This is a genomic window from Corynebacterium pseudodiphtheriticum DSM 44287 (assembly GCF_000688415.1).
GTDB lineage: Bacteria > Actinomycetota > Actinomycetes > Mycobacteriales > Mycobacteriaceae > Corynebacterium > Corynebacterium pseudodiphtheriticum.
In genome coordinates, this window is record NZ_JIAH01000010.1 from 102,840 (window position 1) to 127,086 (window position 24,247).

Sequence of the window (24,247 nt, forward strand, 5' to 3'; positions counted from 1 at the left end):
GCACGAGGACGAGATGATCATAGTACCCATGCCGTAATTGTGCTACCCACCGCTATCCACTACTCGCTCAGCGCTGACCAACCATCACTGCACGACGATCACTGCACAACCACCACAGTCCAGCCAACCCACCCAGACCAGCACCGCACAGCCTGCCCAGCCTGGTCCGCGCGATATTGTGGAGGACATGACTATCCGGGATCTCGCCAGCCTCGCCACGCACCTGCGCGCCCACCCTGCGACGTTCCGGGATGCGGTGCACCGCCATTTTTTCGCGGCACTTCCCGACGCCCGCCAGTCCTTCCCCATGGATGCTTCGCAGGCCCACCGCGGGCTCGCCGAGTCTTTCGCCGCAGCCTTCGATGCCCCGGACCTCGATGAGTATTTCGCTGACCTGGGCCGCTCGCACCGTCGGCACGGCTTCCCACCGGATACCTACCCTATTTTCGCCACCGCCACCCGCCAGGCTTTAGCAGAAATCGATCTTGCCGACGACGTGCTGCAGCAGGCCGGTGCGCTTGTCGACGACATCGTCGAGTGCATGTCCGCTGCTGCGCACGAGGCGGATGTGGCGGGGATTCCGCCTGCGCACATGGGGCAGGTGGTCGATGTCGAGCGCGTTGATGCCCATACCCGCATCGTGCGCCTGGAATGTGGTCTGCCGGTTGATTATGAGCCCGGGCAGTATTTTTCTGTAGCTACCACGCTGATGCCGGGTGTATGGCGCACTTTGGCGGCTGCCCGCCCTGCTGATGGCTGCGGCACACTGGAATTTCACGTTCGCGATGTCTCGCTGCTTCCTGGCGCGTCGGGGTATTCGCGGAGGTTTATGATGACGCGCCCCGGAGATCAGTGGACACTGGGCAACCCGGCTGGCCAGCTGGAGCTGGATCCGCATCGTGAAAGCCTCGTCATTGCTTTTGGGACCGCGGTGGCTACCCTGCGCTGTTTATTATTCGCTGCTTTTGATGCCCACGGCGAGCAGCATGCCCCGGTGCAAGCGCTGGTGATTAATGATTTTCCCGGCCAGCATTATGAGATGGCCACGCTTAACAGCCTGGATAATCTCACGCCGTGGTTGGATGTGCATGCTTTTACCCGTCATGATGCTGACCCGCATTGGTTGAAACCGCAGCGCGAGCGTCAACGTGAGTTGCGGCAAGCCCTTGCCGACGGCACCGGCCCCGAGGCATCACACGCATCTGCCAGCTTGTCGGTGGACAAGGACCCGGAGGCTACGATCGCTCATTACCGTGACTGGTCCAACCACGATGTGCTGGTCTTAGGGCCAGAAGCAGAGGTTGACGGCATGTTGGCAGCTTTCGCTGCTGCTGGGTTGGATCCAGCTACCGTGCAGACCCAAAGCTGGGGCCGCACGGGTGTGGATACCTCATCGGTTCCGGGTGCACAAAGCAAAGGTTAGTCACCGTGTTTGCGCTGCCATCGACGCAGACGCCATATCTGTATAGGCAGATAAATGAAATAATAGACAACAACCGAAGCCGTGAAATAAAAAGGAAATTCAGACCAATCAATTTCCTCCCAGGGCACAGGCTCTACATTCTCCGCACGATGCCGATAACCAGTCAGACTCGTATAAATAAAATAAAATAACAAAGACGATGGAACCAGCACCACAGAAACCCATTTGGGTGGCACACGCGGTTTCGGATGCGACCACTTCATTACTCACCATCCAGACTCATCACACAGCAACAGTGTCATTTAAAGATGTTCAGCCACTGCACACGAACCAGCGTATAGCGCAAGCCGAGCAGCCAAAAACACAGGATTAGACAAAGCTCCCTTAATTCCAAACTCCAAAAACCCTTGTGCTCCATCCAGAGCAGCATTCGCAATAATTTTTTCTGCGGCCGCCCGCCACTGCTTATCACGTAAAAGTTTTCCTACGTCTCTTAAGGTAATAGGATCAACAGGAATTGGCAAAATATTAGATACCACACAACTCGCATAGGACTCTAGATCACGCGTAGCATATCCAGCGTGCCCGTCACCTGTCTCTGGAAAATCTCCAGACTCCATATAGCTAGCCAACCGTTTAGCCTCTTCAACGCTCAGGCCATATTCCTCTGCTGCAACTTCGTTAACGTCCCACCGACCATCGGATGTTTCATACACCACCTCAGTGAACAAAGTTTCAAAACCTTGTGCAAGGTCTTCTTCTGCTTGACGGAGCTCTTCACCTGATAATTGATCTTGCACAGTTCCAGTTTCAACAGCTGGCATTGGACGCGTTTGGGTTTGCCCTACTGCCGGGACAGCCCCTGCACCTAAGCTACAAATAGATGCGATAGCAAAAATCTTCACATGAAGCTTCATGAAAATCCCCCTAAAGATCAAATGTTATTGAGCTTCAATAAAACAGTTACACAGCTCACCAGTATTTGCAACCCTTTGGAATTTTTCCAAAAACAAAATAATAACCCTACCGCTTCAAACATCCAGAAAAAACACTCTACAGACAGGCTAAATCAAAGAGAAAGAGCCATAATCAAGACCGATAGGATGAGATTTTAAAAAATCTAAAGTTAGACTAGACCAGCCCAGTTGTGACAGGTAACATAAACAGCGTCAGATCCAGACATTCCCACAGAAGAGAGGAATTCACGTGAGGATTCTTAGGCAGAATTCGCAGATCACACTATAAGGAATATAACAGACTGCTCTAAGGCTCCCTGACTCACCAAAGATGATCACATGAAACGACAATTCAATTTGTTGTCGCTAAGCTTATGCTTCGCTTTTCTGCTTAGTCCGATCGCCGCATTTTCCGCGGCGAGCTTCCTGGATGACAGGCTGCTGCCATTCAACGAAGCCACTGTGGTCATCGACGGTGTCTCCGGGGTTCCCATCGCCACTGACTTTCGCAATGACCTACACAACCTCGTCGACGAACATGACGCAACAATCGTCTTTGATGTCGTCGATGGTGATCTCGCTGCAGAACACACTCATTTAGCTATTGCCACAGGTAGTGATACATCCGATAACCAGGTTGCACAATGGTTAGCGGGAAGGAGAAATCCGCAGCCCTTTGATCCGCAAAAAACCAGAACCACTACCAGTTTTTCTCGCCTGGATAGCGAAGACGTTCGCGGAATTTATTACCTCAATGGCCCACCAGATATCAAAGAGAAATTTGTAGATCTAGCACACAAACACGGATACACTACTGCGCCAACAGCTGATGGTTCATTGTTGGCAACAATTCCAACCCCGGTGAAACTGACGGCCTTAATCATTGGCTTATTGACTTTTATCCTTGCTGGGCTGCATGCCATTCTCGGCAGTCGCCGTTATGCTATCCACAGTGTGCACGGGTTACCACACAGTTTCAGCATTGTCGGTGATTGGCGCTCCAGCGTCCCGGCGATAGCTGGCACAGCCATTGTGGTTAGTGCTGGCACCGCCTTCTTCCTCCACGGCTACAATGGCTTCGCACAGTGGCAGCTATATTCCGCAACCGTGCTTATCTTCGCAGTCCTGGGAATTTTATGTGCTGTAACAGGTTATGCCGCAGCATTTGTCGTCATCACACGCACCAACGTTCTTAGTGCGCTCAAGGGCAACCTTGTTTCCCGTCCACTGTCTTTTTCCGCCCATGGCATTCGCATCGTCGCACTGTTTTTTGGCTTGGTGTCAATCGCATCGCTTGTCATGTTTATCCAGGAAACCAACCGCCATGCAGAATATTCTCAGGAATGGGCCAAGCGTAGCGATGTATTCAGCGCTTTAGTATCCGGCGGAATTGGCGATGATATGAAGCAATTGGGGCCCGAACTACGCAGGCTCGATCACGAGCAAAAACTACTATTCATCAATAGCTTCTGGCAGTCTTCGTTAGAATTTTCCACAACCGGTCGGATACTGGCCAACCAGGAATTCGCGCGACAAGAAACCCCGATTTCTGAGGAAGTGCTTTCCGATGCTGCCAAGAAAAATGAAACTATTATTTATCTTCCCGCAGCAGCTGATGCAGCAGTAGTGACAGAAATTCGCGAAGGTCTCGCCGGGGAAGCAGAATTCGCAGAGAACACCGACTACGATCCTGTACAACACACCAGGGTCGAATACCATAGCCAACCATTTACGGTTTTTGATTATTTCAATCCTAGCGGTTCGCTGACTAAGTCTCCATTGCTGCATTCACCAGAACTCGTAATTCTGCCTCCAGGCTTGGAGCCGCTCAGCGACCACAACATCAGTGCCACTCTCACCCGTACCGAAGTTCTATTCACGGATCACGGTGCCGTAGAACAATTACGCCATGAATCTCCTGCTGGAAAGTACGTCTTAGCCAGCCGTCCCATGATTGATTATTGGGCTCAGTCCAACAAGTCGCTATATTCTGATCTGCGCAACACGACTTTTTCCACGCTGGTGGCAATATTCATTATCCTCATTGCCGCAATTTCTAGCACCGTGTTGTTTTTCAACCGCCACCACCACAGACTCCGGGTTTATGAGATTCTGGGCTATCCTGTAGCACGAAAATTCCGCGGGTTAATTATCACAGAACTTCTCTATGTGTTCACCATTGCTATCTGGCTAGTTCACAGGTATTTCTCGTACCAAGATTATTTAGCCATCAATACCCCGATGAGCTGGATGTTACGTTTGGAAGCACCGTCGATTTTGACTTCCCTATTCGTTTTCGCCATTCCCGTTTGCACCACACTTACTGTATTTTTCACCATCATTGCACGTGAACGCGCCCAAATCCGCCACCGCACGTAATGCCTGCCTGATTCCGGGCTAATGCCGCGCTGATGCCGGGGGCCACAACCTCACTGCCTGCTACCAGAAAAGAAATCGCCCATGCTTGAAATCAACAATGCGAATAAAAGTTTCGGCTCGAAAAAACTATTCCGCCATTTCACTGCCACGGCTGCTACTGGACGTATCACCGCCCTAACAGGAATTTCCGGGTCTGGAAAATCCACTCTGCTTAATTGCATAGGTGGACTCGATACTCTGGACTCTGGCTCTATCGAATTTGCAGGCACCCCCATCACCGCACTGTCGAAAAGCAAGCTTCGAGCCTTGCGACGGACTACCATCGGTTATTTATTCCAGGATTACGCCCTCATCCCAGAACAAACCGTACGCAGCAATCTCATTCTCGCACTTCCGCGCCACCAGCGAACTCTGCTAGGCACTGCTACAAAGCCGGGGCTGCACGCTATCGACACAGCCTTAACCGCGGTAGGCCTCGAAGGTTATGCGTCCCGGGAAGTATACGCATTATCCGGTGGTGAACAGCAGCGCGTCGCTGTTACCAGGTTGCTGTTGCGCACCCCCTCGCTCATTCTTGCCGACGAACCCACCGGTGCTTTAGACGCTGCCAACCGCGACGTCGTGCTCCAGCATCTTCGCACTCTTGCCGACGACGGCGCGACCGTACTCATCTCCACGCATGATCCCGCCGTCACCGAATTCAGTGACGCAGAAATACGGCTATAGCTGACTATCGCTTTTTATAGTCGGCTATAGCTCACGCGTGCCGCGCAGCACCGGTAATGCTTTCCGGGCTTTCGCTATTTCGCCAGCAATATCGTCGAGCTCCACATACAGGATCTCGTCGTCGTAACCAGCTTCGGCTAATAACTCGCCAGTAGGACTCAGCACCCGCGAATGCCCCAGCCCGGTCGGGCCGGATTTTTCCCCACCCTTATCTGCACCACCGGGGCGGGCTTGACCAGCCGCCAGGAGATACACCGTGGCATCGAGTGCACGGGCGCTCGTCAACACCCGCCATTGCTCCAGCTTGCCCAGGCCATCCGCCCAGCTAGTAGGCAGCACAACCAACTCGGCACCATCATCGGCCATCTTTTTAAATTGCTCTGGGAACCGCACATCGTAGCAGGTCGCTACGCCAACTTTGTGTCCCGCAACATCAACCACCACGGTGGTATCCCCCGGGTGCACGGTATCGGATTCGCGGTAGGCGAAAGCATCGAAGGTGTGGATCTTGTCATAAAACTCGCTGCTTCCGCCGCCTGTAATGAGGGCGGAGTTGTACACGCGGTTGATGGTTTTCCCGTCGACCTCCACCGTATCGGCGGGGCGGAACATGCCGACGACGACGGTCACGCCGAGTTCGTCGGCAAGCGTGGCGATTTCTTCCGTGAAATACTCGGCGTATTCGTTGGCGTTACCGTCCAGGCGCCCGGAGTCGAAGGCTTGAAACGTCGCTTCCGGCAGCACAACCAGCTGCGCGTCGCTGTCTGCGGCCTCGGTAATTTTATCTTTGGCCAGCGCCAGGTTCGCTTGCACGTCGGGTCCAGAGGTCAGCTGTACTAGTGCGATCTTCATGATGCCAGTCTAATCGCGCGCCACCGCGCTGTGTTGTGGATAACTTCATTTATCCACAGGCATTGCTCGCACCGGCTGGCCCCACAGCGCTGTCCCGCGCAAACTCGCACCCATGAACTTTCTGCGATTCACCGATTCTGCTCTTGACCTACTCGCCACGCACGCCCGGCATCGATTCGCCCCGCGTATCGCAGATGCGACTGGCATGGGGTCCACCAGCACGACACACCCCGCCAACACTGCGGCTTCCACCCCAACCCTGGCTGCGCTGCGTCATGCGGAAGGCAGCTGGTATGACACCGCCGTGGACATCGATAGTCGGCTCCAGGCCCACCTCACAGAGATGCGCGGAACCTTCTGCGCACTCGCGGAAGACGACGAGGCCATGGCGCATCACCTCAACCACACGCTGTCGGCATCGAAAGGAAACTGATCATGGCTCTAAACACCGCACAGCCCAGCACCGCACAATCCAGCGCTGCGCAGCCCAGCGGCATCACTACCGCGCAAGAAATGTTCGCTGCTGCCGCCGGAATCCGCTCCCGTGCCAGCACCCTCGAGCACGATCAACAGCAACTCTCCGGTGAAATCACCAGTATGTTGGGCTTAGAATTCGACGGCGATGCAGCCAGAGCTGGTATTGATCGTGCCCGTGAGATCATCGACACCATCACCACGGCAACTCGCAATATGCGCACCATCGCCGGGATCGTTGAAACCTTCGCCGGGCACATGGAATGGGCCGAGCGCCTGGAACGCATCGCGACCGCAACCGTGAATGCGTTACCTGCTGGCCCGGCGATATCACAAGTACTGCAGGCCATCCAGCTCATCGGCAAAAGCATCGACGCCGCATGTGCCTTATCTATTGAGGCCGCTTGCTTCGGCTCGCAGCACCTACCGCACCGTTTGGGAGATTTTTTGCCCTCCGCACTTGGCGGTTCCCGACCTGACGGTGCCGTCGACCTGGACGTTGATGATATTCACACCATCCAAGCCTGCCGTGCGCCCGATCCGCTCTTAGCGCAAACCTTGGATCACCCCGATCTGCGCTTGCTGGAAGTATCCGATAAGCACTGGGCAGGCATGGTCGGCCCACCTCCGGAGGAGACCGATAACCTGGTGGTATTCGTTCCCGGCGTGGGCTCGGACGGTAATGACAGCATCGGTGGACAAATTGATCGCGCCCGCACCCAAGCAGCGGCGATGGGTGGCACGGGTGTGGTCTACGGCTACGATGCCCCAGATCAACTGCTCAGCGGTACGTCTACAGGCGCAGCAAAAACCGCGGGGCCGCAGTTACGGGAGTTTCTTGCCGACGTCGACCAGCGCTACCCGAACCACCACGTCACGGTCGTCAGCTATTCCTATGGATCGGTGGTGGTCGGCAACGCGGCTGGTGGCCCAGCACCGATGCGTGCCGACGACGTGTTATTCGTTGGTTCGCCTGGCACGGGTCTGGCCAGCACAGAAGAAATGAACCTGCGGGGTGATAATCCGCAGGTTCATGCTGCCCGGCGCGCACTAGATCCAGTCAGCGGGATGGCTTATTCCAATGGCGGGTTATTTGGGGTAAACCCAGCCGCACCCACCTTTGGTGCCCAGCCCTGGCCGGGGAACGGGATGCGCGATCACAGCGGGTTTTTCGATGATGAAGCCTACCTCGACGGTTTTACAGAACTCGCGCGCCGCCGGGGCTTGGCAGGCCCAGAGTGACCAGATTTAGAACAGACCGACGGGGTTTTCGGCATAAGAGACCAGCACATTCTTGGTTTCTTGGTAGTGTCCGAGCATCATCAGGTGGTTTTCCCGGCCCAAACCAGACTGCTTATAGCCGCCGAATGCCGAGTGCGCTGGGTAGTTGTGATATTGGTTCACCCACACACGACCGGCTTGGATATCACGTCCGGCACGGTAAGCGATATTGCCGTTGCGCGTCCACACACCACTGCCCAGACCGAAGTCAGTGTCGTTGGAGATCCTGATGGCCTCATCGTAGTCCTTGAATGTGGCCACGGACAGCACCGGCCCGAAGATTTCTTCGCGGAAAATCTTCATATCGTTGGTGCCTTTGAACACGGTTGGTTCGATATAGAAGCCGCCGCCGATGACCTCGTTGACGTTGCCACCGATCAGGGTTTCTGCGCCTTCTTCTGGTCCGGACTTCAGGTAGGAGACAATCTTGTCCATCTGTTCCTGGGATGCCTGGGCTCCCATCATGGTCTCGGTATCCAACGGGTTACCGATCTTGATCTGCTTGACCCGCTCAAGTGCACGTTCCAGGAAAGCATCGGCAATATCTTCGTGGATCAATGCGCGCGATGGGCAGGTACACACCTCGCCCTGGTTCAGCGCGAACATGGTAAACCCTTCGAGGCATTTGTCCAGGAATTCGTCGTCTTTGTCCATGATGTCCGGGAAGAACACCGACGGCGATTTTCCGCCAAGCTCCAGGGTAACTGGGATGATTTTTTCTGCCGAAGCTTTGTTGATCATCTTGCCGACGGGTGTGGATCCCGTAAACGCGATCTTCGCGATGCGGTCCGACGACGTCAACGCCACACCGGCTTCGTCGCCGAGGCCGTTGACGATGTTGAGCACACCAGGTGGCAGCAGATCCGCGATCTTGTCCACCAAGTACAGGATAGAGACCGGGGTTTGTTCTGCTGGCTTCAATACGATGGCGTTACCGCTGGCCAGGGCCGGGGCCAGTTTCCAGGCTGCCATCAGGATCGGGAAGTTCCACGGAATGATCTGGCCGACGACGCCGAGTGGCTCGTGGAAGTGGTAGGCGACGGTGTCGTCGTCGATTTGTGAAAGGCGGCCTTCTTGGGTGCGGATAGCAGAGGCAAAGTAGCGGAAGTGGTCTACGGCCAGCGGGAGATCCGCCGCCAGGGTTTCGCGTACAGCCTTACCGTTTTCCCAGGTTTCTGCTACCGCGAGTTCTTCCAGGTTGTCCTCAATACGCTGGGCAATCTGTAGCAAAATATTGGAGCGCTCTGCCGCTGAGGTTTTCCCCCAAGCTGGCGCTGCCTTGTGCGCGGCATCCAATGCACGTTCGATGTCTGCTTTGGTACCGCGGCCGAATTCACAGAAAACTTTGCCGTTGACCGGTGAGATATTTTCCAGATATTGGCCTTCTGCGGGCGCTACCCATTCGCCACCGATGAAGTGGTCATAGCGTTTTTTGAAGTCGACGATGGAGCCTTCTTCGCCCGGGCTTGCGTACACGGTCATGAGGGTGACACCTTTCTTCCAGATGGTGCAGCCGTTGCAGCTAATGCGCGGTGTATTGCACATTTGCCCCGCACATTATGAATGCGGTCACAACGGCGTGCCGATGTACTAAGACATCATAGCGTGATCTGGGGCACAAAGAAAGGTTTTGCAGAATAAAATATCCCCACAGAAACCAGAGGGTGGAAATTCACCAGGTTTCTGCGGGGTTATCAGGGGGCACGTTGGCTGGGCTAATTCCGGCGTCCACGCCCGCGGCGGGACGAGCGCGGTTCCCACATCACCACGGCAGAAGACCGCGGGACGTGCACCAACTCGCCTTTGCTTGCGTTCGCGGGAGCACGGTTTGCTGCGGAGACAGCGCGCAGCTGTCCGCGCAATTCTTCCACTTCTGCCGCCAACGCGTCACGCTCTTCGGCGAGCGCATCACGTTGTTCGGTCAGTTCAATGATGGCTTTAATTCCGGCCAAGTTAACGCCATCATCTTGGGATAATTGCTGGATCTTGCGCAGCATCGCGATGTCACGCTGCGAATACCGGCGCCCACCACCACGGGTGCGCGCGGGTGAGACCAGCCCCATCCGGTCATACGTGCGCAGAGTTTGCGCGTGCATGCCGGATAATTCAGCAGCCACGGAGATAACGAAGACCTCGCGATATTCTTCACGGAACTCCTCGTGCGAATCGTTCGCCATGGTGTTGTCACCTCCTGTGGTCGCTTGTCGTTATTTATTCGGGTTCCCGGCCCAACCGGCGCGGGCATCGAAACCGGAATCTTTTTCTGCTTGTGCGTAGGTGCGCAAGCTGGATTTTGCAGCATCATCCAAATTCGTCGGCACCGTGACCTGTACTTTCACGTGCAAATCACCGTGTTTTCCCGAAGATTTCGGTATGCCGCGCCCACGAACCCGCAGGGTGCGGCCGTCAGCAGTACCTGCCGGGATTTTCACCCGAACCGGGGCATCCAGGGTCGGCACCGTGATCGTATCGCCGAGTGCTAGCTCCGCAAAGGACACTGGCACCGTGATCAGCAGGTCATCGCCTTCGCGGGAAAAGACCTTGTCTTCCCGCACGCTCACGGACACAAACAGGTCGCCGGATGGTTTGCCTTGCGGCCCAGCTTCGCCCTGGCCTGCCAAACGCACCTTTTGCCCGTCGACGACACCGGCCGGGATCCGCACGGTAATCGAACGGGTCCGGTTCACGGTTCCGCTTCCCGAGCAGGTCTCACAGGGGTCGGGGATCTTGGAACCAGTGCCGTCGCAATTCGAGCATGGCTGGGAGAAGCCGAATGCTCCCCGGTTTTCACTGGTGTAACCGGTGCCGTTGCACTGTCCGCAGGTGGCTTGCTTACCGGATTTTGATCCGGAGCCGTGGCAGGTAGTGCACGGCGCGTTGCCCCGCAACTCTAGCGGGATCGTCGTGCCTTTCGCAGCTTCTCGAAAGTCGAGCGTAATGGAGGTCTCGACGTCGGCGCCCCGCGTCGGCCGAGCTTGGTGCCCACCAGCACCGCCGCGGTTAAAGAGGCCGCCGAAGATGTCACCCAGACCGCCGTCTTCAAATGCTCCTCCAAATCCGCCAGCCCCGGGCGCCCCTCCCGAGAAGAAGCCGTCTTGGCTTTGCGACGAGCGGCGAAACCCGCCGGGAAAGCCGGCGCCTCCAAACCTGCCGCCCCCGGCACGCAGCATCGCTTTGAACTCGTCGTATTCCTTGCGCTTCTTCTCGTCGCCAAGCACGTCGTAGGCAGACGCTGCCGCCTTGAACTTGGCGAGTTTCTGCTCGTCGTCCGGGTTGGTATCTGGGTGGTTTTCCCGGGCAATTTTACGGTAGGCGCTACGGATTTCAGCTTTTGAGGCATCGGAGGAAACGCCTAGGTCCCCGTAATAATCCTTATCGGCCCATTCACTCTGGGACATGGTTCGTCCCCTCCTTCCTCATTGTTTACTGATTGTCGTCTGCCTGCGCGGACTCGTCCGCACTAGACTGTGCGCCTTCTGGATCAGCGATGATCACCATGGCGTTGCGCACTAGGCGGTCTCCCACCTTGTAGCCCTTACGCAGAACCGTGCCGACGACTTGTTCGCCACCGCTGGAGAGATCCTGCACAGCCTCGTGGATCTCCGGGTCAAAAGCCTCACCTGGTTCGCCGAAGGTCACCAGGTTCTGGCCCTTCAAGGTTTCGCGGAATTTAGATCCGAATTTCTCCAGTGGGGATCCTTTTTCCAGGTCACCGTGTTGCTTGGCCAGTTCCAGATCATCCAGGATTGGCAGCAGTGCGGACAGTACCGAAGCCTTCGCGGACTCAGAAACGCTCTGGCGCTCCCGGTCGCTGCGGCGGCGGTAGTTGGTATATTCCGCATTCAGCCGCTTGAGGTCATCAGTGCGTTCGTCCAACTCTCGCTGCAGTGCCTGTTCAGGAGTTTCGGCTTCTGCTGCTTCGTCTTCAGCAGTGCTGATTGGCTCTTCGACTTCATCAACCTCTGGTTCCACAGCGACGTCATCGGCCAGACCTTCCGCACCGGCTCCGCCGGATGGCTGCCCAGTTTCTTGCTGGGTTGCCTCGGCGGCATCCGCGGCGGCTTCTGCCTGTGCGGCAGAGGTAGCCTCCGGGTCGGTCGCGTCCGGGGAACCGGGGTTATCCGGCATCTCGTCCCGGTTGCTCATTTACTTGTCACCCTTTGCGTTCTCGTCGGAGTTGTCGGCATCGTCCTCGTCGACAACTTCAGCATCGACGACGTCGTCATTGCCGCCAGCCTGGCCGGCTTCACCATCAGCCTGCGCCTGTGCGGCTTCGGCCTCGTACATAGCCTGGCCCATAGCCTGCGATTCGGTGGACAGCTTCTCGACGGCGGACTTGATGGCCTCGATATCGTCGCCCTTCAGTGCCTCGTCGACGGCATCAGCGGCTTTGGTGACCTTGTTTTTGGTCTCTTCATCGATCTTCTCGCCGTTCTCGTCCAGGAACTTGCGGGTCTGGTAAGCAGTGTTTTCCGCGTTGTTGCGGGTCTCCTGCTCTTCACGACGCTTCTTGTCTTCCTCAGCGTGCGCCTCGGCGTCTTTCACCATCCGATCGATCTCTTCATCGGACAAGCCGGAGCCTTCCTGGATCTTGATGGTGTTTTCCTTGCCGGTGCCCTTGTCCTTCGCGGAAACGGACACGATGCCGTTGGCGTCGATGTCGAAGGTGACCTCAACCTGTGGGACACCGCGTGGTGCTGGTGCGATGCCGCCGAGTTCGAAGGATCCCAGCAGCTTGTTGTGCTGCGCCATTTCGCGCTCGCCCTGGAACACCTGGATCTGCACGGAAGGCTGGTTGTCTTCCGCAGTGGTGAAGGTCTCGGACTTCTTGGTTGGGATGGTGGTGTTGCGCTCGATGAGCTTGGTCATCACACCACCCTTGGTTTCGATACCCAGCGACAGTGGGGTGACGTCCAGTAGCAGAACGTCCTTGACGTCACCGCGCAGGACACCTGCCTGCAGGGCAGCACCGGAAGCAACGACCTCATCCGGGTTGACGCCCTTGTTTGGCTCCTTACCGGTCATTTCCTTAACCAGTTCAGCGACCGCTGGCATACGGGTGGAGCCACCAACCAAAACGACGTGGTTGATGTCGCCGATACCCAAGTCTGCATCCTTGATGACTTGGTTGAATGGCTTCTTGGTGCGGTCCAGCAGATCCTGGGTGATCTTCTGGAACTCGGTGCGGGTCAGGGTCTCGTCCAAGAACAATGGGTTCTTGTCACCGTCGACGGTGATGTATGGCAGGTTGATCGATGCCTGCTGCGCCGAGGACAACTCGATCTTGGCTTTTTCAGCAGCCTCACGCAGACGCTGCAGGGCCATCTTGTCCTTGGTCAGGTCAATACCGTTGGACTGCTTGAACTTCTCTGCCAACCAGTCGACGATGCGCTGGTCCCAGTCGTCGCCACCCAGGCTGTTGTCACCAGCGGTAGCAACTACCTCAACGACGCCGTCGCCGATTTCCAGCAGGGAGACGTCGAAGGTGCCGCCACCTAGGTCGAATACCAGGATGGTCTGCTCTTCCTTGCCCTTTTCCAGGCCATAAGCCAGTGCGGCAGCGGTTGGCTCGTTGACAATACGCAGGACATTCAGGCCTGCGATCTGGCCGGCTTCTTTGGTGGCCTGACGCTGTGCGTCCTCGAAGTAAGCAGGAACAGTAATAACAGCGTCGGTGACGTCTTCACCCAAGTAGGATTCCGCATCCCGCTTCAGCTTCATCAGGGTGCGAGCCGAGATTTCCTGTGGGGTGTACTTCTTGTCGTCGATTTCGGTAGTCCAGTCAGTACCAATGTGGCGCTTGACCGAACGGATGGTGCGATCAACGTTGGTAACCGCCTGGTTCTTAGCGGACTGACCAACCAGGATCTCGCCGTTCTTTGCAAAAGCGACGATCGATGGGGTGGTGCGGGCACCTTCCGAGTTCGCGATAACCTTCGCTTCTCCGCCTTCCAAGACGGAAACAACGGAGTTCGTGGTTCCGAGGTCAATACCTACTGCGCGTCCCATTACTGAATTCTCCTTAGTGCGAATTGTGCGTTCGAATTACTTGAAATTACTGAACTTGATTGCCAGTGACTCAACTACAAGCGAGACTGTAGCAGACGGTTTTCCGTCATGCCAATTTTCTTGAGTCAACCTCACTCATATTTCATAACTAACCGCACTCAAGGTTTATTCCCGTCAGGAGAAAAGTCGCTAAAACCTGCACCACAAGGACGCAAAAACCGCGTCGAAACCCAGAAAAAAGGGTGAAAAATCACACGTTTCTAAAATTCCCATCACAGTCAGAAGTGTGAGTAGAGTAGCCGATAGGTGGCATATCTAAATGCCATATTTTCTGAGCATTAACGCTTCTCAAATACGCACGAGCGCCCGAAGTCAGCCTGATTTCTTGGCGCTTCTGGGGCCGATTGAGACTCAACACCTGAGAAGGATAAATAATGACAGCTAACAAGACTGCTTATACTCCCCCACAAGACAGCCAAGACGTCGAGGCTTGCGTCGACGCTGCAGTAGAGCGCGCGCATGAGTGGCTGAAGGTCACCAAGGGCGAATCCTCGCGTTCCACTGAGCAGCTCGCAGACATGGTGCGTGACCCGGATGGTGTCAGCTTCACCATGGACTTCGTCGACCGCGTCATGCGCCCAGAAGACAATAAGGTAGCCGCAGAAGCACTGGCTGAGCTGGCAGAATCCCCAGAATTCCTGAGCAAGATCGACGCCCTCATGGTCGGCGCCGGCGGCTTTTTCGGCCCAATCCTGCCTAACCTGGTTATGCCGGTCGCTCGTCGCCGCATGCGCCAGATGGTCGGCCACCTGGTGTTGGATGCAGAGTCCGACGCCCTGAACAAGATGCTGGACGACGCAGCTGAGCGCGGCCAGGATCTGAACCTGAACCTGCTGGGCGAAGCCGTACTGGGTGAAGAAGAAGCCAAGTCCCGTTTTGACCGCACCATGGAATTGGTACGCAACCCACGCGTTACCTACGTTTCGGTCAAGGCTTCTTCGCTGTGTGCCCAGCTGAACCACTGGGATCACGATGGTTCCGTGGAGCGATTGAAGGACCGTCTGCGTCCGATGTACCGCGAGGCCATTAGCCGCAAGCCGCAGGTCTTCATCAACCTGGACATGGAGGAATACCACGACCTCCACCTGACCATCCGCTTGTTCAAGGAACTCCTTTCCGAAGACGAGTTCAAAAACCTGGAGGCTGGCATCGTCGTCCAGGCATACTTGCCGGATGCTTTCGAAGCTTTGCAGGAACTTGCAGAATTCGCAGTTGAGCGCGTGAAAAACGGTGGTGCTCCGATCAAGGTGCGCATCGTCAAAGGCGCCAACCTGTCGCTGGAGCGCGTTGAGTCCGAGGTACACGGCTGGCCACTGGCCCCTTACCTGTCCAAGGCAGAAGTCGATGCCAACTACATCCGTCTGCTGGACTACATCCTGCGTGAGGAATATGCCGACGCCATCCGCATTGGTGTCGCTTCCCACAACCTATTCACCATGGGCTTGGCCGTAGAACTAGCCGAGAAGCGTGGCGTATCCCGCCAGATCGATGCCGAGATGCTGGCTGGCATGTCCCCAGCACAGGCCAAGGCTGTCCACGACGTCGTCGGTCGCCAGATCCTGTACACCCCAGTTGTGCACATGAAAGACTTCGACGTTGCCGTGTCTTACCTGGTGCGTCGTCTGGAAGAAAACGCCGAATCGCAGAACTTCCTCTATGCTCTGTTCGCGCCGGACGAAGCCAGCGACAAGGGCAAAACCCCAATGCAAGATCAGCAGGAACGCTTCCATGCCTCCGTGCGTGATCGTTGGAAGACCTTCGCTGGCCAGCGTCGTCAGCAGGACCGCAACAATGAAACCGGCCGCCAAACCCCGAACACTGGCCGTTTCATCAACGAGCCAGACACCGACCCATCTCTGCGCGCGAACCGCGAATGGGCTTTGGAAGCTTTGGCGTCCAACCCAGGCGAGCACGGCGTCAAGTCCGTCACCGAAACCTCCGAGGTTGATGAGGCCATCAACACCGCAGTGGGTCTTGCCGACGACTGGGCAGCCCTATCCGGCGCTGAGCGCTGCGAGGTCCTGAACTCCGTCGGCGATGAGCTGGCAAAAGCCCGTGGCAAGCTGATTTCCGTCGCTGCGTGGGAAGCTGGCAAGGCCGTCGATCAGACGGACCCAGAAATCTCTGAGGCCATCGACTTCGCTACGTACTACGGCCAGCAGGCTATCGCGCTGGATCGCACCCAGTCGGTATTCACCCCGAACAAGCTGACCGTCATCGTTCCGCCATGGAACTTCCCAATCGCGATCCCAGTCGGCGGTATTACCGCTGCTCTGGCTGCTGGTTCCGCGGTCATCATCAAGCCTGCTCCGCAGGTAGTGCACTGTGCAAAGGTCGCCGTCGACGCCGTGCGCGCCGGCCTGGAAGCCGCTGGCCAGAACCCTGACCTGGTACAGCTGGTCAACGCCGACGAGGGCGAAGCTGGTAAGCACCTGATCTCGAACGACAAGACGGATGCTGTCGTTTTGACCGGCGCCTCCGATACCGGTGCGCTGTTCCGTTCCTGGAAGCCGGAGATGAACATCTACGCCGAGACTTCCGGTAAGAACGCCATGATCATTACCCCGGCCTGCGACCCAGACTTGGCTGTACAAGATCTCTACAAGTCCGCCTTCGGTCACTCCGGTCAGAAGTGCTCGGCATCCTCGCTGGCGATCCTGGTTGGTTCGTTGAAGGATTCCGACCGCGTTAAGAACCAGCTGGTCGACGCCGTCAAGACTCTGAAGCCAGGCTTCGGCACTGACATCTCCGTCACCATGAACGGTCTGGTCGAAGAGCCAACCGAGAAGCTCTACCGCGGCCTGACCTACTTGGAGCCTGGTGAGAAGTGGCTGCTGAAACCAGAGAAGCTGAACGAAGAAGGCACCCTGTGGTCGCCTGGTATCCGGGACAACGTGCAGCCAGGTTCCTGGTACCACCAGAACGAGTGCTTCGGTCCAGTCCTGGGCATCATGTACGCCGAGACCCTGGAAGAAGCCATCGAATGGCAGAACTCCACTGGCTATGGCCTGACCGGCGGCATCCACTCGCTGAACGACGACGAAGTCGAGTACTGGATGGAAAACGTCGAGGTTGGTAACGCTTATGTCAACCGCGGCATCACCGGCGCTATCGTGCAGCGTCAGTCCTTCGGTGGTTGGAAGAACTCCGTGCTGGGACCTGGCGCGAAGGCTGGTGGACCAAACTACGTTCGTCAGTTCGGTACCTGGTCCGAGGGCAAGCTGGAACACCACAAGGTGGAAATCTCCCCACGAATCACCCGTCTGCTCAAGGACCTGTCCGAGCGCTTGGACTCCCAGCTGTCTGACGACGACATCAACTGGCTGTGGCGCGCTGCCGAGCTGGATGCCAAGAACTGGCACAACGAGTTCGGCCGCTCCAACGACTACACCGGTCTGGTATCGGAGGCCAATATCTTCCGCTACCGCCCATTCTGGGAGCGCCTGCGCGTGCGCGTCGGCAAGGGCTACAAGCCACGCGAGGTAGCACGCCAGATCCTGGCTTCCGAGATCACCGGCGTGAAGCTGAACATGTCTGCAACCCGCGAGATCGCCGAAGAGCTGCAAGACATGGGCTTCGAATGCCAGGTCGCTAACACCAATGAGTTCGCTGCTGAGCTCGGCGGTGTGCCATCGACCCGCGTGCGTGCTATCGGTGAGGTAGAGCCAGAGGCTTACCGTGCGGCCGTGAAGTCCGAGTCGGTCATCATTGACTGGGAAGTTCTTGCCGACGGCCGTCGCGAGCTGCTTCCTTACCTGCTGGAGCAGGCTGTGTCTGTGACGATGCACCGCTTCGGCATCGTCCGCCCAACCGGCCACATCCAGCGTTAAGTTCACGCGCTAAGTTAGCTGCGTAGACTTCGCAACGCCCCGGTACCCTCCGGGGCGTTTTTGTTTGCCCTAGTAAGTTATAGTCAACGTTGTGACTAACCACGATGACGCTTCTGCCAGTGCCAGCAGCGAAGGCCAACCAGCCGAAATGGCATCACGCCCTGCCAGCCCGGCCAACCAAATCACCGCGAATGATGGCGCGGCACCGGAGCCCGGGCTGAGCAATATTACGCCAGACCGGAAAACCCCTGTGATAGTCGAGGATGTAGACCGCTCTGTCATTTGGGCACGTGATGGGAAAACTATGGCGGCATGGGCATGGCGGATGATTATCTCTATCGCTGCCCTGGCGCTGGCTCTGGTCATCGTGTACTTCGCCTGGCGAGCGATCCTTCCCGCGATTCTGGCAGTTTTGGTGACGTCCTTGCTGGCACCAGTGGCGAAGCTGCTGAAGGCGGCGAAGTTTCCGCCTGCAATAGCCGCTTTAACCACGTTATTGGGTTCTATCGGTGCAGTCGTCGGAATTTTTGCCGCGATGGGCCCGACCATCCGTTCCCAGGGCTCTGCGCTGGTCAATGAGGCGGAAAATGGCGCGCGCGAACTGCTGTCCATGACGGACCGGCTGCCATTTGAGGTAGACGTCAGCAAGGTTTCGGAATTTTCCGATAGCATTGTGAAATTCTTGCGCAATCAGTCTGGCACTATCGCTTCGGGCCTGGTCTCGGGCGTCTCGGTGGCCGGCACGCTGGTAATCACCATCGTGATCATGTTTGTACTGACGTTCTTTTTCCTCAAAGACGGTTCGAAGTTCCTGCCGTGGCTGCGCCAATACACCGGCCACGATATCGGCTGGCATGCCACGGAGTTACTGACCCGCGTCTGGAATACCCTCGCAGGTTTCCTCCGCACCCAGGCGGTGGTTTCGTTCGTCGATGCCATCTTCATCGGTTTGGGCTTGTGGATCCTGAATGTGCCACTGGCATTTGTATTAGCGACAATTACATTCTTCGCTGGCTTCATCCCCATCATCGGCGCTATTACTGCCGGTACCTTAGCCGTCATAATCGCACTGGTGTCCAATGGTTTGACCAATGCTCTGCTGGTTTTGGGCTTGATTATTTTGGTGCAGCAGCTGGAAAGCAATATTTTGCAGCCAGTACTGCAGTCGCGTTCGATGGGGCTGCACGCCGCAATCGTGTTGCTGTCTATCACTTTGGGTTCTGCTCTAGCTGGCATTATTGGTGCGTTCTTGGCAGTGCCAATTGCCGCTACCGTCGCGGTGATTATGCGTTACCACTCGGAGATGGTGGGGCTGCGCGCCGGTGACCTGACCATCGACGACATTGAAATTGCCTCGAGTGAGGACGACGAGGATGCGAAGTCGTCGCTATCTGCCTTTGTCAAAGTGAAACAAGCGCTCACGGATATGGTTACTCGTGCGCGCAAGACCCGCCAAGCAACCAACAACTAGCCACTAAGCAGTTAAGCTCGGCACCATGACAACTCATGCATCTCGTTCTGGCCTGCCGACGATTCTCCTCGACTGCGATCCTGGTATCGATGATGCCTACGCGCTGTTTTATCTGTCTGCACTGCACCATGCACGCGAAATCAATCTGGTCGGGGTGACCACCACCGCCGGAAACACAACGGTAGAAAACACTGCCCGTAATGCCGCGTGGGTGCTTGGCCACTGCACGCCCACTGCACCTCGGGGTGCGCCAGCAGGTGCAACGTCAATGCATGCGGCCGCAATCTCCCTAGTCCCTGTTGCTATGGGCCATCCCACCCCGCTGAAGGTCGAGCTAGAGACCACCCCGGAAACCCACGGCCTGACCGGTTTGGGTTATGCCACCAGCACCTGGCCGGGGACCGCGGACAGTGATACTCCTGGCCACGGGGTGCGCTTGGGCTCACAGTGGCAGGAAGTCTGGGAGCATGCGCTACGTACGCATGACGACGTCCACCTGGTCGTTACCGGCCCTGCCACCAATGCCGCAATATTTGCGCAGGAGCACCCAGAGCTGTTCGCGAGGTTTTCTGCCATCACGGTGATGGGTGGTTCTCTTAATTATCCCGGTAATACGACCCCGACTGCCGAGTGGAATTTCTGGGTCGACCCCCACGCGGCACAAAAGTTATTCGAGGTTGCCCCCGTCCCGGTCACCCTGTGTTCCTTGGGCGTTACCGAGCAGATGCTGCTCACCCCGGCACGGCTGCGGGAGCTACAAAATCAGATGCCCGGCACCACGTGGTCTGGACTGTTTGAAGAAATCACACGGTTTTATTTTGAATTTCACGATGGCGTCGGCGAAGGCTACCAGGCACAGATTCATGATTTGCTCACGGTCATGATCGCTGTGGGTGCAGTAGATACCATCAGCACGAAAACGCGCGTGGCTGTCGAGGCGGAATCCGAGCTGTTCCGTGGCACCAGCGTCGCGGATTTTAAAAACCATTGGGGCCGGGATCCCAACGCTCGAGTGATCCGTGAGGCAGATATTTCGGCTGCTTTCGCCGAGCTTAACCGTGCCGCACGACTGGCCGCGGGTTACCTGCGCTAGCGGCACGGGGAATTCGCTATAGGGGGGCGCAACCCCTGACGCCCGGAACCACGCCGGCCGAACCCTGCCGACCAGCATAAATAAGCTCACCAAGTTCACTGCTGCCGCAGTCCACAACGTGCTCTACACTTGGTTGCATGAACTCGCAGGATCACGGCCACAACGAGCACGGATACAACAAATACAGCGCCTACGATAACGACGGGCTGCCGAAGCAGGATTATTCGAAATACTCGAACAATTCCGGTTATTCTTTCGATACTACTAACAATGCTGGGAGCTATGCTGGGGACTATTCCGCGCATGATGCTGGACAGTACAGCCCTGCACAGCACAACAACTATGGCTACCAAGGCCAAGGTATGCAGCAGAATATCCAGTATGGTGATCCGCAGCTGCCGTACCCTGGGTACAAGCAAAAATCTATGTTGTTGTCCGCGCTTTTGGCCTTTTTCTTAGGCACGCTCGGCGTACACAATTTCTACCTGGGTAATAAGCAAAAGGGTATTATCCAGTTGGTGATGCTCGTGATGGGCTATGCAACAGCAATTATTTTGATCGGCATCCCGGTGCTCTTGGCTCTGCATCTCTGGGTGTTCGTGGAGTTTATTCTCATTCTGACCCGCAGCGGTGGCTACGGCACTGATAATAATGGCGTGCCGCTGGACTAGTTCTCGCTAGGAACCGCTACACTGTTGCACGATCAAGTCGTCCTTCGGCACGATTTGTTGTCCGCCCTCCCGAGGTGACATAGGGACACCAGGCGGATTTGCGTGTGTAAAAAGCATCGGCCCACCGCAGCCTGTGCATTGTTGATCCGCTAAAAGTTGATCCGCTAGAAACGAGTATTCATGTCACCTGCGAAATCTTCGTCCTCATCTTCCCAGCCCTCGGCCCGCTCCTCTTCCCGCTCCTCTGTCAGTCCCACTCGTAACGCACTGATCCTGCGCTGGTTGGGTGTCGCCGCCATTGCCGCAACCTGGCTGATCCTAGTCTTTGCGCGCCCGACGGAATGGGAATCTGTCGGCTCCACCGCCGCGTTGTTCACCATGGGCGGATACTTGCTGGGCACTGTTTTGCTGCTGATTTCCACCGTGCCGTATATCCCGGCGCGCACACTCGCGATCATTCCGGTGGCGTTGGTGCTTAATATTCTCGTCGGCCAGATCATCGGCGCTTCTGGTATTCCGCTGTACCTCGATGCCGTCGGCACGGTGCTCATCGCGGCTCTCGCCGGGCCATATGCGGGCTTGGCGACGGGCGCTCTCAGCAACCTCATCTGGGCTTTGCTTACCCCTGCTGCCCTGCCATTCGCAGCGGGTTCGGCTGCAGTCGGCTGGATGTCCGGTGTGGCCATCCACAAATTCGGGGCATTCCGCCAGCTATGGCGCCTGATTGTCTCTGGTGCGATCATCGGAATTATCGCTGGTGCGATCGCCGCACCCGTCGCGGCCTTCGTCTACGGCGGTACCGCGGGTGTGGGTACCGGCGCGGTGGTGTCCTTGTTCCGCGAGATGGGCCAGTCGCTGTTGGCGTCGGTGACGTTACAGTCGTTCATCTCGGACCCGCTGGATAAGATTTTGGTGCTGCTCATTGTCTGGGCCGCCTGGAAGGCCTTGCCGAAGCGCACCCTGCGCCAGCTGCTTCCGCCGCAACACCGCGATGAAGCTGAGCACAGCTAGTACGGCTCAGGTGCCCGTCGGCAAGCCAGTGCATTTTTTGCACCCGCTCACGGTCATCATTATTGGCGTATCCGCGTGGGTGGCTGCATTGTCTATTTCCTGGCCGCTGCTGCATGCCGCGATCATTGCCTTCGGTTGGCTCGCGGGTATTGCGGGCTCGCGCAGCTTAGCAGTCCCGGCGACGTCCATCGCGTTATCCATTCCCGCGGGGTTGTCGATGCTGCTGGTGCACGCCCCGCACGGCGAACACCAGATCGCACCGTTGCTCACCTCCGACGGGCTGGTTACCGCAGGTGAACTCGCGCTGCGCTTCTGCGCGCTCATGACTGCCCTGCTGGCGGCCATGGCGAATGTGCACATCCCGGATCTGCTCAAAGCTCTCCAGCACCTCGGCCTGCACCATTCCGTCGTCTATGTTTTGGGCGCCTCCTTACAGCTGCTCCCGCAGGCCAGCGCTTTAATCAGCGAAGTCGCCACCGCCAACCGCCTGGCTGGGCGCAAAGTCGCCCTCACCACCGTGATTCCCCGCATGATCATTCCCGTGATCACCCGTCTTTTAACCCGGGGTGCCGACCGTGGAATCGCTCTTCAGGGCATGGGGTACGACGCATCTGGCCGGCGGACTGTGCTTTACCCGGTCCGCGCACACCGCTGGGAGATCTTATTGCGACTCATCTTCCCCGCCGCAGCCATCGGGTTGGTGGTGCTCGCATGGATATAAACGCGCTACACCGCCAGGTCTGCACCGAAAAATTTAGCCACATCATGCTTGCCGACGACCACAGTGCCGACGACCGCGGCGCCGAAAAGCACGGTGCCAAAACCAATGACACCGCAAGCAATGATGCCTGGCAGATCGCCCACGCTTATTACGAATTTCTGCGCGGCGAACCTGCACCGGCTCCCCGTGTTGTGGTGCTGGGTTATGAAATCGGCTCGGTGGTCTCACACCAGCGCGGCACGGTCATCGAAGAAATCGCGCAGCCCATGGAGCAGCAGGGGATTGCAGCTGCAGACATGGAACCACGCTGTCGAGAAATTTTGCACCAGCTCGGGCTCGAAGAGTTCGCGCACACCCACCCTGCGCAGCTCTCGGGTGGGCAGACCCGGCGGATGTTGGTGGCCAGCTTTTTAGCTGCCCGCCCGGATATCATCATCACCTGCGAGCCCACCGCCGGGCTGGATCCGGATTCGGCCCGAGCGGTTATGGTTGCGTTGCGCAACTTCGCCGAAAGCGGCGCTGGGATGGTGTTGTGCTTGGATTATCGGCACGCCGCAGATCGCAGCAGCCTGGGCCTGGCTCGGATTGCACCCGGCGCCATCGTCGCGGAGTGGTCCGGAATCCGCGCCCGTCGTCGCACACCAAAGCGGCGCTGGTGGCAGTTTGCGAAAACCAGTAATCCCGCACGCGAGTTTTCCGGTGCGCCGGTGGATCTTCAGGCTCGTGCCGGTGCGGTGTGCTGGTTACGCGGGGATAATGGCGCCGGAAAAACCACCTTGCTGCGGCAACTCGCTGGCATCAGCACAGATACCAACCCCCACACCAGCCCAGACACCAACCCAGATGCCCACGCCGCGCCCAATACCAAAGCAACGGTCTCGCTGGCTTTGCAGGATCCGGCAGCGCAGGTGCTGGATGCGTCGGCAAGCGCCATGCTGGACGACGACACACTCTGGAAAATCATCAGCCCCCGCCCGGACACCACCACGCACCCTTCCCCAGAGCTCACCGGCGATACCCACCCGTTGGATCTCAGCCCGTCACAACTGCGCTTGCTGCAGGTGGCCGCGGTGATCGCGCAGCGTCGGCAGGTGGTGTTGCTCGATGAACCGGATGTGGGACTCACCCCAGCTGATCGCAGGCGGCTGCATGCGCTGTTGCACGAGTGTTTGTCCGGTGGAGCGTCGGTGATCATGACCTGCCACGATCCCTCGTTGTTGCAGGATGTGGCAACGTACGCTGAAGTTACTGAAGCAAAAATTGGGCGAGCATCCGGCTAGGGCATAGGGT

19 protein-coding genes are annotated in these 24,247 nt (G+C 57.2%); 12 read left to right on the forward strand and 7 right to left on the reverse strand.

Going from position 1 to position 24,247, the window contains the following annotated elements; all coding sequences use genetic code 11:
* Positions 1-187 precede the first annotated feature (187 nt).
* Complete coding sequence (locus O146_RS12240) at positions 188-1,423, forward strand: hypothetical protein (RefSeq protein WP_051619366.1); 1,236 nt, start codon at positions 188-190, stop codon at positions 1,421-1,423.
* Positions 1,424-1,725: 302 nt separating this feature from the next.
* On the opposite strand, the gene O146_RS0108780 is transcribed toward O146_RS12240, so the two are convergent.
* Positions 1,726-2,340 (reverse strand): hypothetical protein, encoded by a 615-nt coding sequence (locus O146_RS0108780; protein WP_035000729.1) that lies wholly within the window; start codon positions 2,338-2,340, stop codon positions 1,726-1,728.
* 378 nt (positions 2,341-2,718) lie between these two features.
* On the opposite strand from O146_RS0108780, the gene O146_RS0108790 reads away from it, so the two are divergent.
* Positions 2,719-4,758 (forward strand): hypothetical protein, encoded by a 2,040-nt coding sequence (locus tag O146_RS0108790; protein ID WP_027018230.1) that lies wholly within the window; start codon positions 2,719-2,721, stop codon positions 4,756-4,758.
* Between the two features lie 81 nt (positions 4,759-4,839).
* Positions 4,840-5,484 carry an ABC transporter ATP-binding protein gene (locus O146_RS0108795; RefSeq protein WP_027018231.1) on the forward strand — a complete coding sequence of 215 codons (645 nt, stop codon included), beginning with the start codon at positions 4,840-4,842 and terminating at the stop codon, positions 5,482-5,484.
* Positions 5,485-5,508: 24 nt separating this feature from the next.
* Here the strand turns inward: O146_RS0108795 and O146_RS0108800 are convergent, their stop codons facing one another.
* Positions 5,509-6,336 (reverse strand): nitrilase-related carbon-nitrogen hydrolase, encoded by an 828-nt coding sequence (locus O146_RS0108800; RefSeq protein WP_027018232.1) that lies wholly within the window; start codon positions 6,334-6,336, stop codon positions 5,509-5,511.
* Positions 6,337-6,448: 112 nt separating this feature from the next.
* On the opposite strand from O146_RS0108800, the gene O146_RS0108805 reads away from it, so the two are divergent.
* Positions 6,449-6,769: a hypothetical protein gene (locus tag O146_RS0108805; RefSeq protein ID WP_027018233.1), complete on the forward strand. Its 321-nt coding sequence runs from the start codon at positions 6,449-6,451 to the stop codon at positions 6,767-6,769.
* A gap of 2 nt (positions 6,770-6,771) precedes the next feature.
* Positions 6,772-8,052, forward strand: coding sequence for an alpha/beta hydrolase (locus tag O146_RS0108810; RefSeq protein ID WP_027018234.1), 1,281 nt, complete (start codon positions 6,772-6,774; stop codon positions 8,050-8,052).
* A gap of 6 nt (positions 8,053-8,058) precedes the next feature.
* Here the strand turns inward: O146_RS0108810 and exaC are convergent, their stop codons facing one another.
* The 5 genes from exaC to dnaK form a co-directional block, all read right to left on the reverse strand.
* Positions 8,059-9,573: an acetaldehyde dehydrogenase ExaC gene (exaC, locus tag O146_RS0108815; RefSeq protein ID WP_027018235.1), complete on the reverse strand. Its 1,515-nt coding sequence runs from the start codon at positions 9,571-9,573 to the stop codon at positions 8,059-8,061.
* A gap of 233 nt (positions 9,574-9,806) precedes the next feature.
* Positions 9,807-10,268, reverse strand: coding sequence for a heat shock protein transcriptional repressor HspR (locus O146_RS0108820; protein WP_027018236.1), 462 nt, complete (start codon positions 10,266-10,268; stop codon positions 9,807-9,809).
* Positions 10,269-10,298: 30 nt separating this feature from the next.
* The gene (gene dnaJ, locus O146_RS0108825) at positions 10,299-11,489 is read right to left on the reverse strand and encodes a molecular chaperone DnaJ (protein ID WP_021351977.1); all 1,191 of its coding nucleotides are present in this window, start codon (positions 11,487-11,489) and stop codon (positions 10,299-10,301) included.
* 25 nt (positions 11,490-11,514) lie between these two features.
* Entirely contained in the window at positions 11,515-12,237 is a 723-nt protein-coding gene (grpE, locus tag O146_RS0108830; protein ID WP_023018453.1) for a nucleotide exchange factor GrpE, read from the reverse strand.
* Positions 12,238-14,100 carry a molecular chaperone DnaK gene (dnaK, locus tag O146_RS0108835; RefSeq protein WP_027018237.1) on the reverse strand — a complete coding sequence of 621 codons (1,863 nt, stop codon included), beginning with the start codon at positions 14,098-14,100 and terminating at the stop codon, positions 12,238-12,240.
* Positions 14,101-14,534: 434 nt separating this feature from the next.
* Here dnaK and O146_RS0108840 point away from each other — a divergent pair, with 434 nt between their 5' ends.
* From O146_RS0108840 to O146_RS0108870, 7 genes are all read left to right on the forward strand, one after another.
* Positions 14,535-17,990, forward strand: a complete 3,456-nt coding sequence (locus O146_RS0108840; RefSeq protein WP_023018455.1) for a proline dehydrogenase family protein — start codon at positions 14,535-14,537, stop codon at positions 17,988-17,990.
* 91 nt (positions 17,991-18,081) lie between these two features.
* Positions 18,082-19,461 carry an AI-2E family transporter gene (locus tag O146_RS11740; RefSeq protein WP_051619367.1) on the forward strand — a complete coding sequence of 460 codons (1,380 nt, stop codon included), beginning with the start codon at positions 18,082-18,084 and terminating at the stop codon, positions 19,459-19,461.
* A 25-nt stretch (positions 19,462-19,486) separates the two neighbouring features.
* Entirely contained in the window at positions 19,487-20,554 is a 1,068-nt protein-coding gene (locus O146_RS0108850) for a nucleoside hydrolase (protein ID WP_035000730.1), read from the forward strand.
* A gap of 137 nt (positions 20,555-20,691) precedes the next feature.
* Positions 20,692-21,225, forward strand: coding sequence for an NINE protein (locus O146_RS13275; protein WP_021353211.1), 534 nt, complete (start codon positions 20,692-20,694; stop codon positions 21,223-21,225).
* A gap of 180 nt (positions 21,226-21,405) precedes the next feature.
* Complete coding sequence (locus O146_RS0108860; RefSeq protein ID WP_244266833.1) at positions 21,406-22,236, forward strand: ECF transporter S component; 831 nt, start codon at positions 21,406-21,408, stop codon at positions 22,234-22,236.
* A complete protein-coding gene (locus O146_RS0108865) occupies positions 22,217-22,957 on the forward strand; it encodes an energy-coupling factor transporter transmembrane component T family protein (RefSeq protein WP_051619368.1) in 741 nt (246 codons plus the stop codon). Before O146_RS0108860 ends, O146_RS0108865 begins: the two co-directional genes overlap by 20 nt.
* Positions 22,948-24,237 (forward strand): ATP-binding cassette domain-containing protein, encoded by a 1,290-nt coding sequence (locus tag O146_RS0108870; RefSeq protein WP_027018242.1) that lies wholly within the window; start codon positions 22,948-22,950, stop codon positions 24,235-24,237. Before O146_RS0108865 ends, O146_RS0108870 begins: the two co-directional genes overlap by 10 nt.
* Positions 24,238-24,247 lie beyond the last annotated feature (10 nt).

Bases quoted from the DNA above. Each gene is read 5' to 3' on its own strand.
- grpE (WP_023018453.1), bottom strand. From the start codon at position 12,237: ATGAGCAACCGGGACGAGATGCCGGATAACCCCGGTTCCCCGGACGCG.
- O146_RS0108805 (WP_027018233.1), top strand. From the start codon at position 6,449: ATGAACTTTCTGCGATTCACCGATTCTGCTCTTGACCTACTCGCCACG.
- dnaK (WP_027018237.1), bottom strand. From the start codon at position 14,100: ATGGGACGCGCAGTAGGTATTGACCTCGGAACCACGAACTCCGTTGTT.
- O146_RS0108800 (WP_027018232.1), bottom strand. From the start codon at position 6,336: ATGAAGATCGCACTAGTACAGCTGACCTCTGGACCCGACGTGCAAGCG.
- O146_RS12240 (WP_051619366.1), top strand. From the start codon at position 188: ATGACTATCCGGGATCTCGCCAGCCTCGCCACGCACCTGCGCGCCCAC.
- O146_RS0108795 (WP_027018231.1), top strand. From the start codon at position 4,840: ATGCTTGAAATCAACAATGCGAATAAAAGTTTCGGCTCGAAAAAACTA.
- O146_RS0108810 (WP_027018234.1), top strand. From the start codon at position 6,772: ATGGCTCTAAACACCGCACAGCCCAGCACCGCACAATCCAGCGCTGCG.
- O146_RS0108840 (WP_023018455.1), top strand. From the start codon at position 14,535: ATGACAGCTAACAAGACTGCTTATACTCCCCCACAAGACAGCCAAGAC.
- O146_RS0108860 (WP_244266833.1), top strand. From the start codon at position 21,406: ATGTCACCTGCGAAATCTTCGTCCTCATCTTCCCAGCCCTCGGCCCGC.
- dnaJ (WP_021351977.1), bottom strand. From the start codon at position 11,489: ATGTCCCAGAGTGAATGGGCCGATAAGGATTATTACGGGGACCTAGGC.
- O146_RS0108870 (WP_027018242.1), top strand. From the start codon at position 22,948: ATGGATATAAACGCGCTACACCGCCAGGTCTGCACCGAAAAATTTAGC.
- O146_RS0108865 (WP_051619368.1), top strand. From the start codon at position 22,217: ATGAAGCTGAGCACAGCTAGTACGGCTCAGGTGCCCGTCGGCAAGCCA.
- exaC (WP_027018235.1), bottom strand. From the start codon at position 9,573: ATGACCGTGTACGCAAGCCCGGGCGAAGAAGGCTCCATCGTCGACTTC.
- O146_RS0108780 (WP_035000729.1), bottom strand. From the start codon at position 2,340: ATGAAGCTTCATGTGAAGATTTTTGCTATCGCATCTATTTGTAGCTTA.
- O146_RS0108850 (WP_035000730.1), top strand. From the start codon at position 19,487: ATGACAACTCATGCATCTCGTTCTGGCCTGCCGACGATTCTCCTCGAC.
- O146_RS0108820 (WP_027018236.1), bottom strand. From the start codon at position 10,268: ATGGCGAACGATTCGCACGAGGAGTTCCGTGAAGAATATCGCGAGGTC.
- O146_RS0108790 (WP_027018230.1), top strand. From the start codon at position 2,719: ATGAAACGACAATTCAATTTGTTGTCGCTAAGCTTATGCTTCGCTTTT.
- O146_RS13275 (WP_021353211.1), top strand. From the start codon at position 20,692: ATGAACTCGCAGGATCACGGCCACAACGAGCACGGATACAACAAATAC.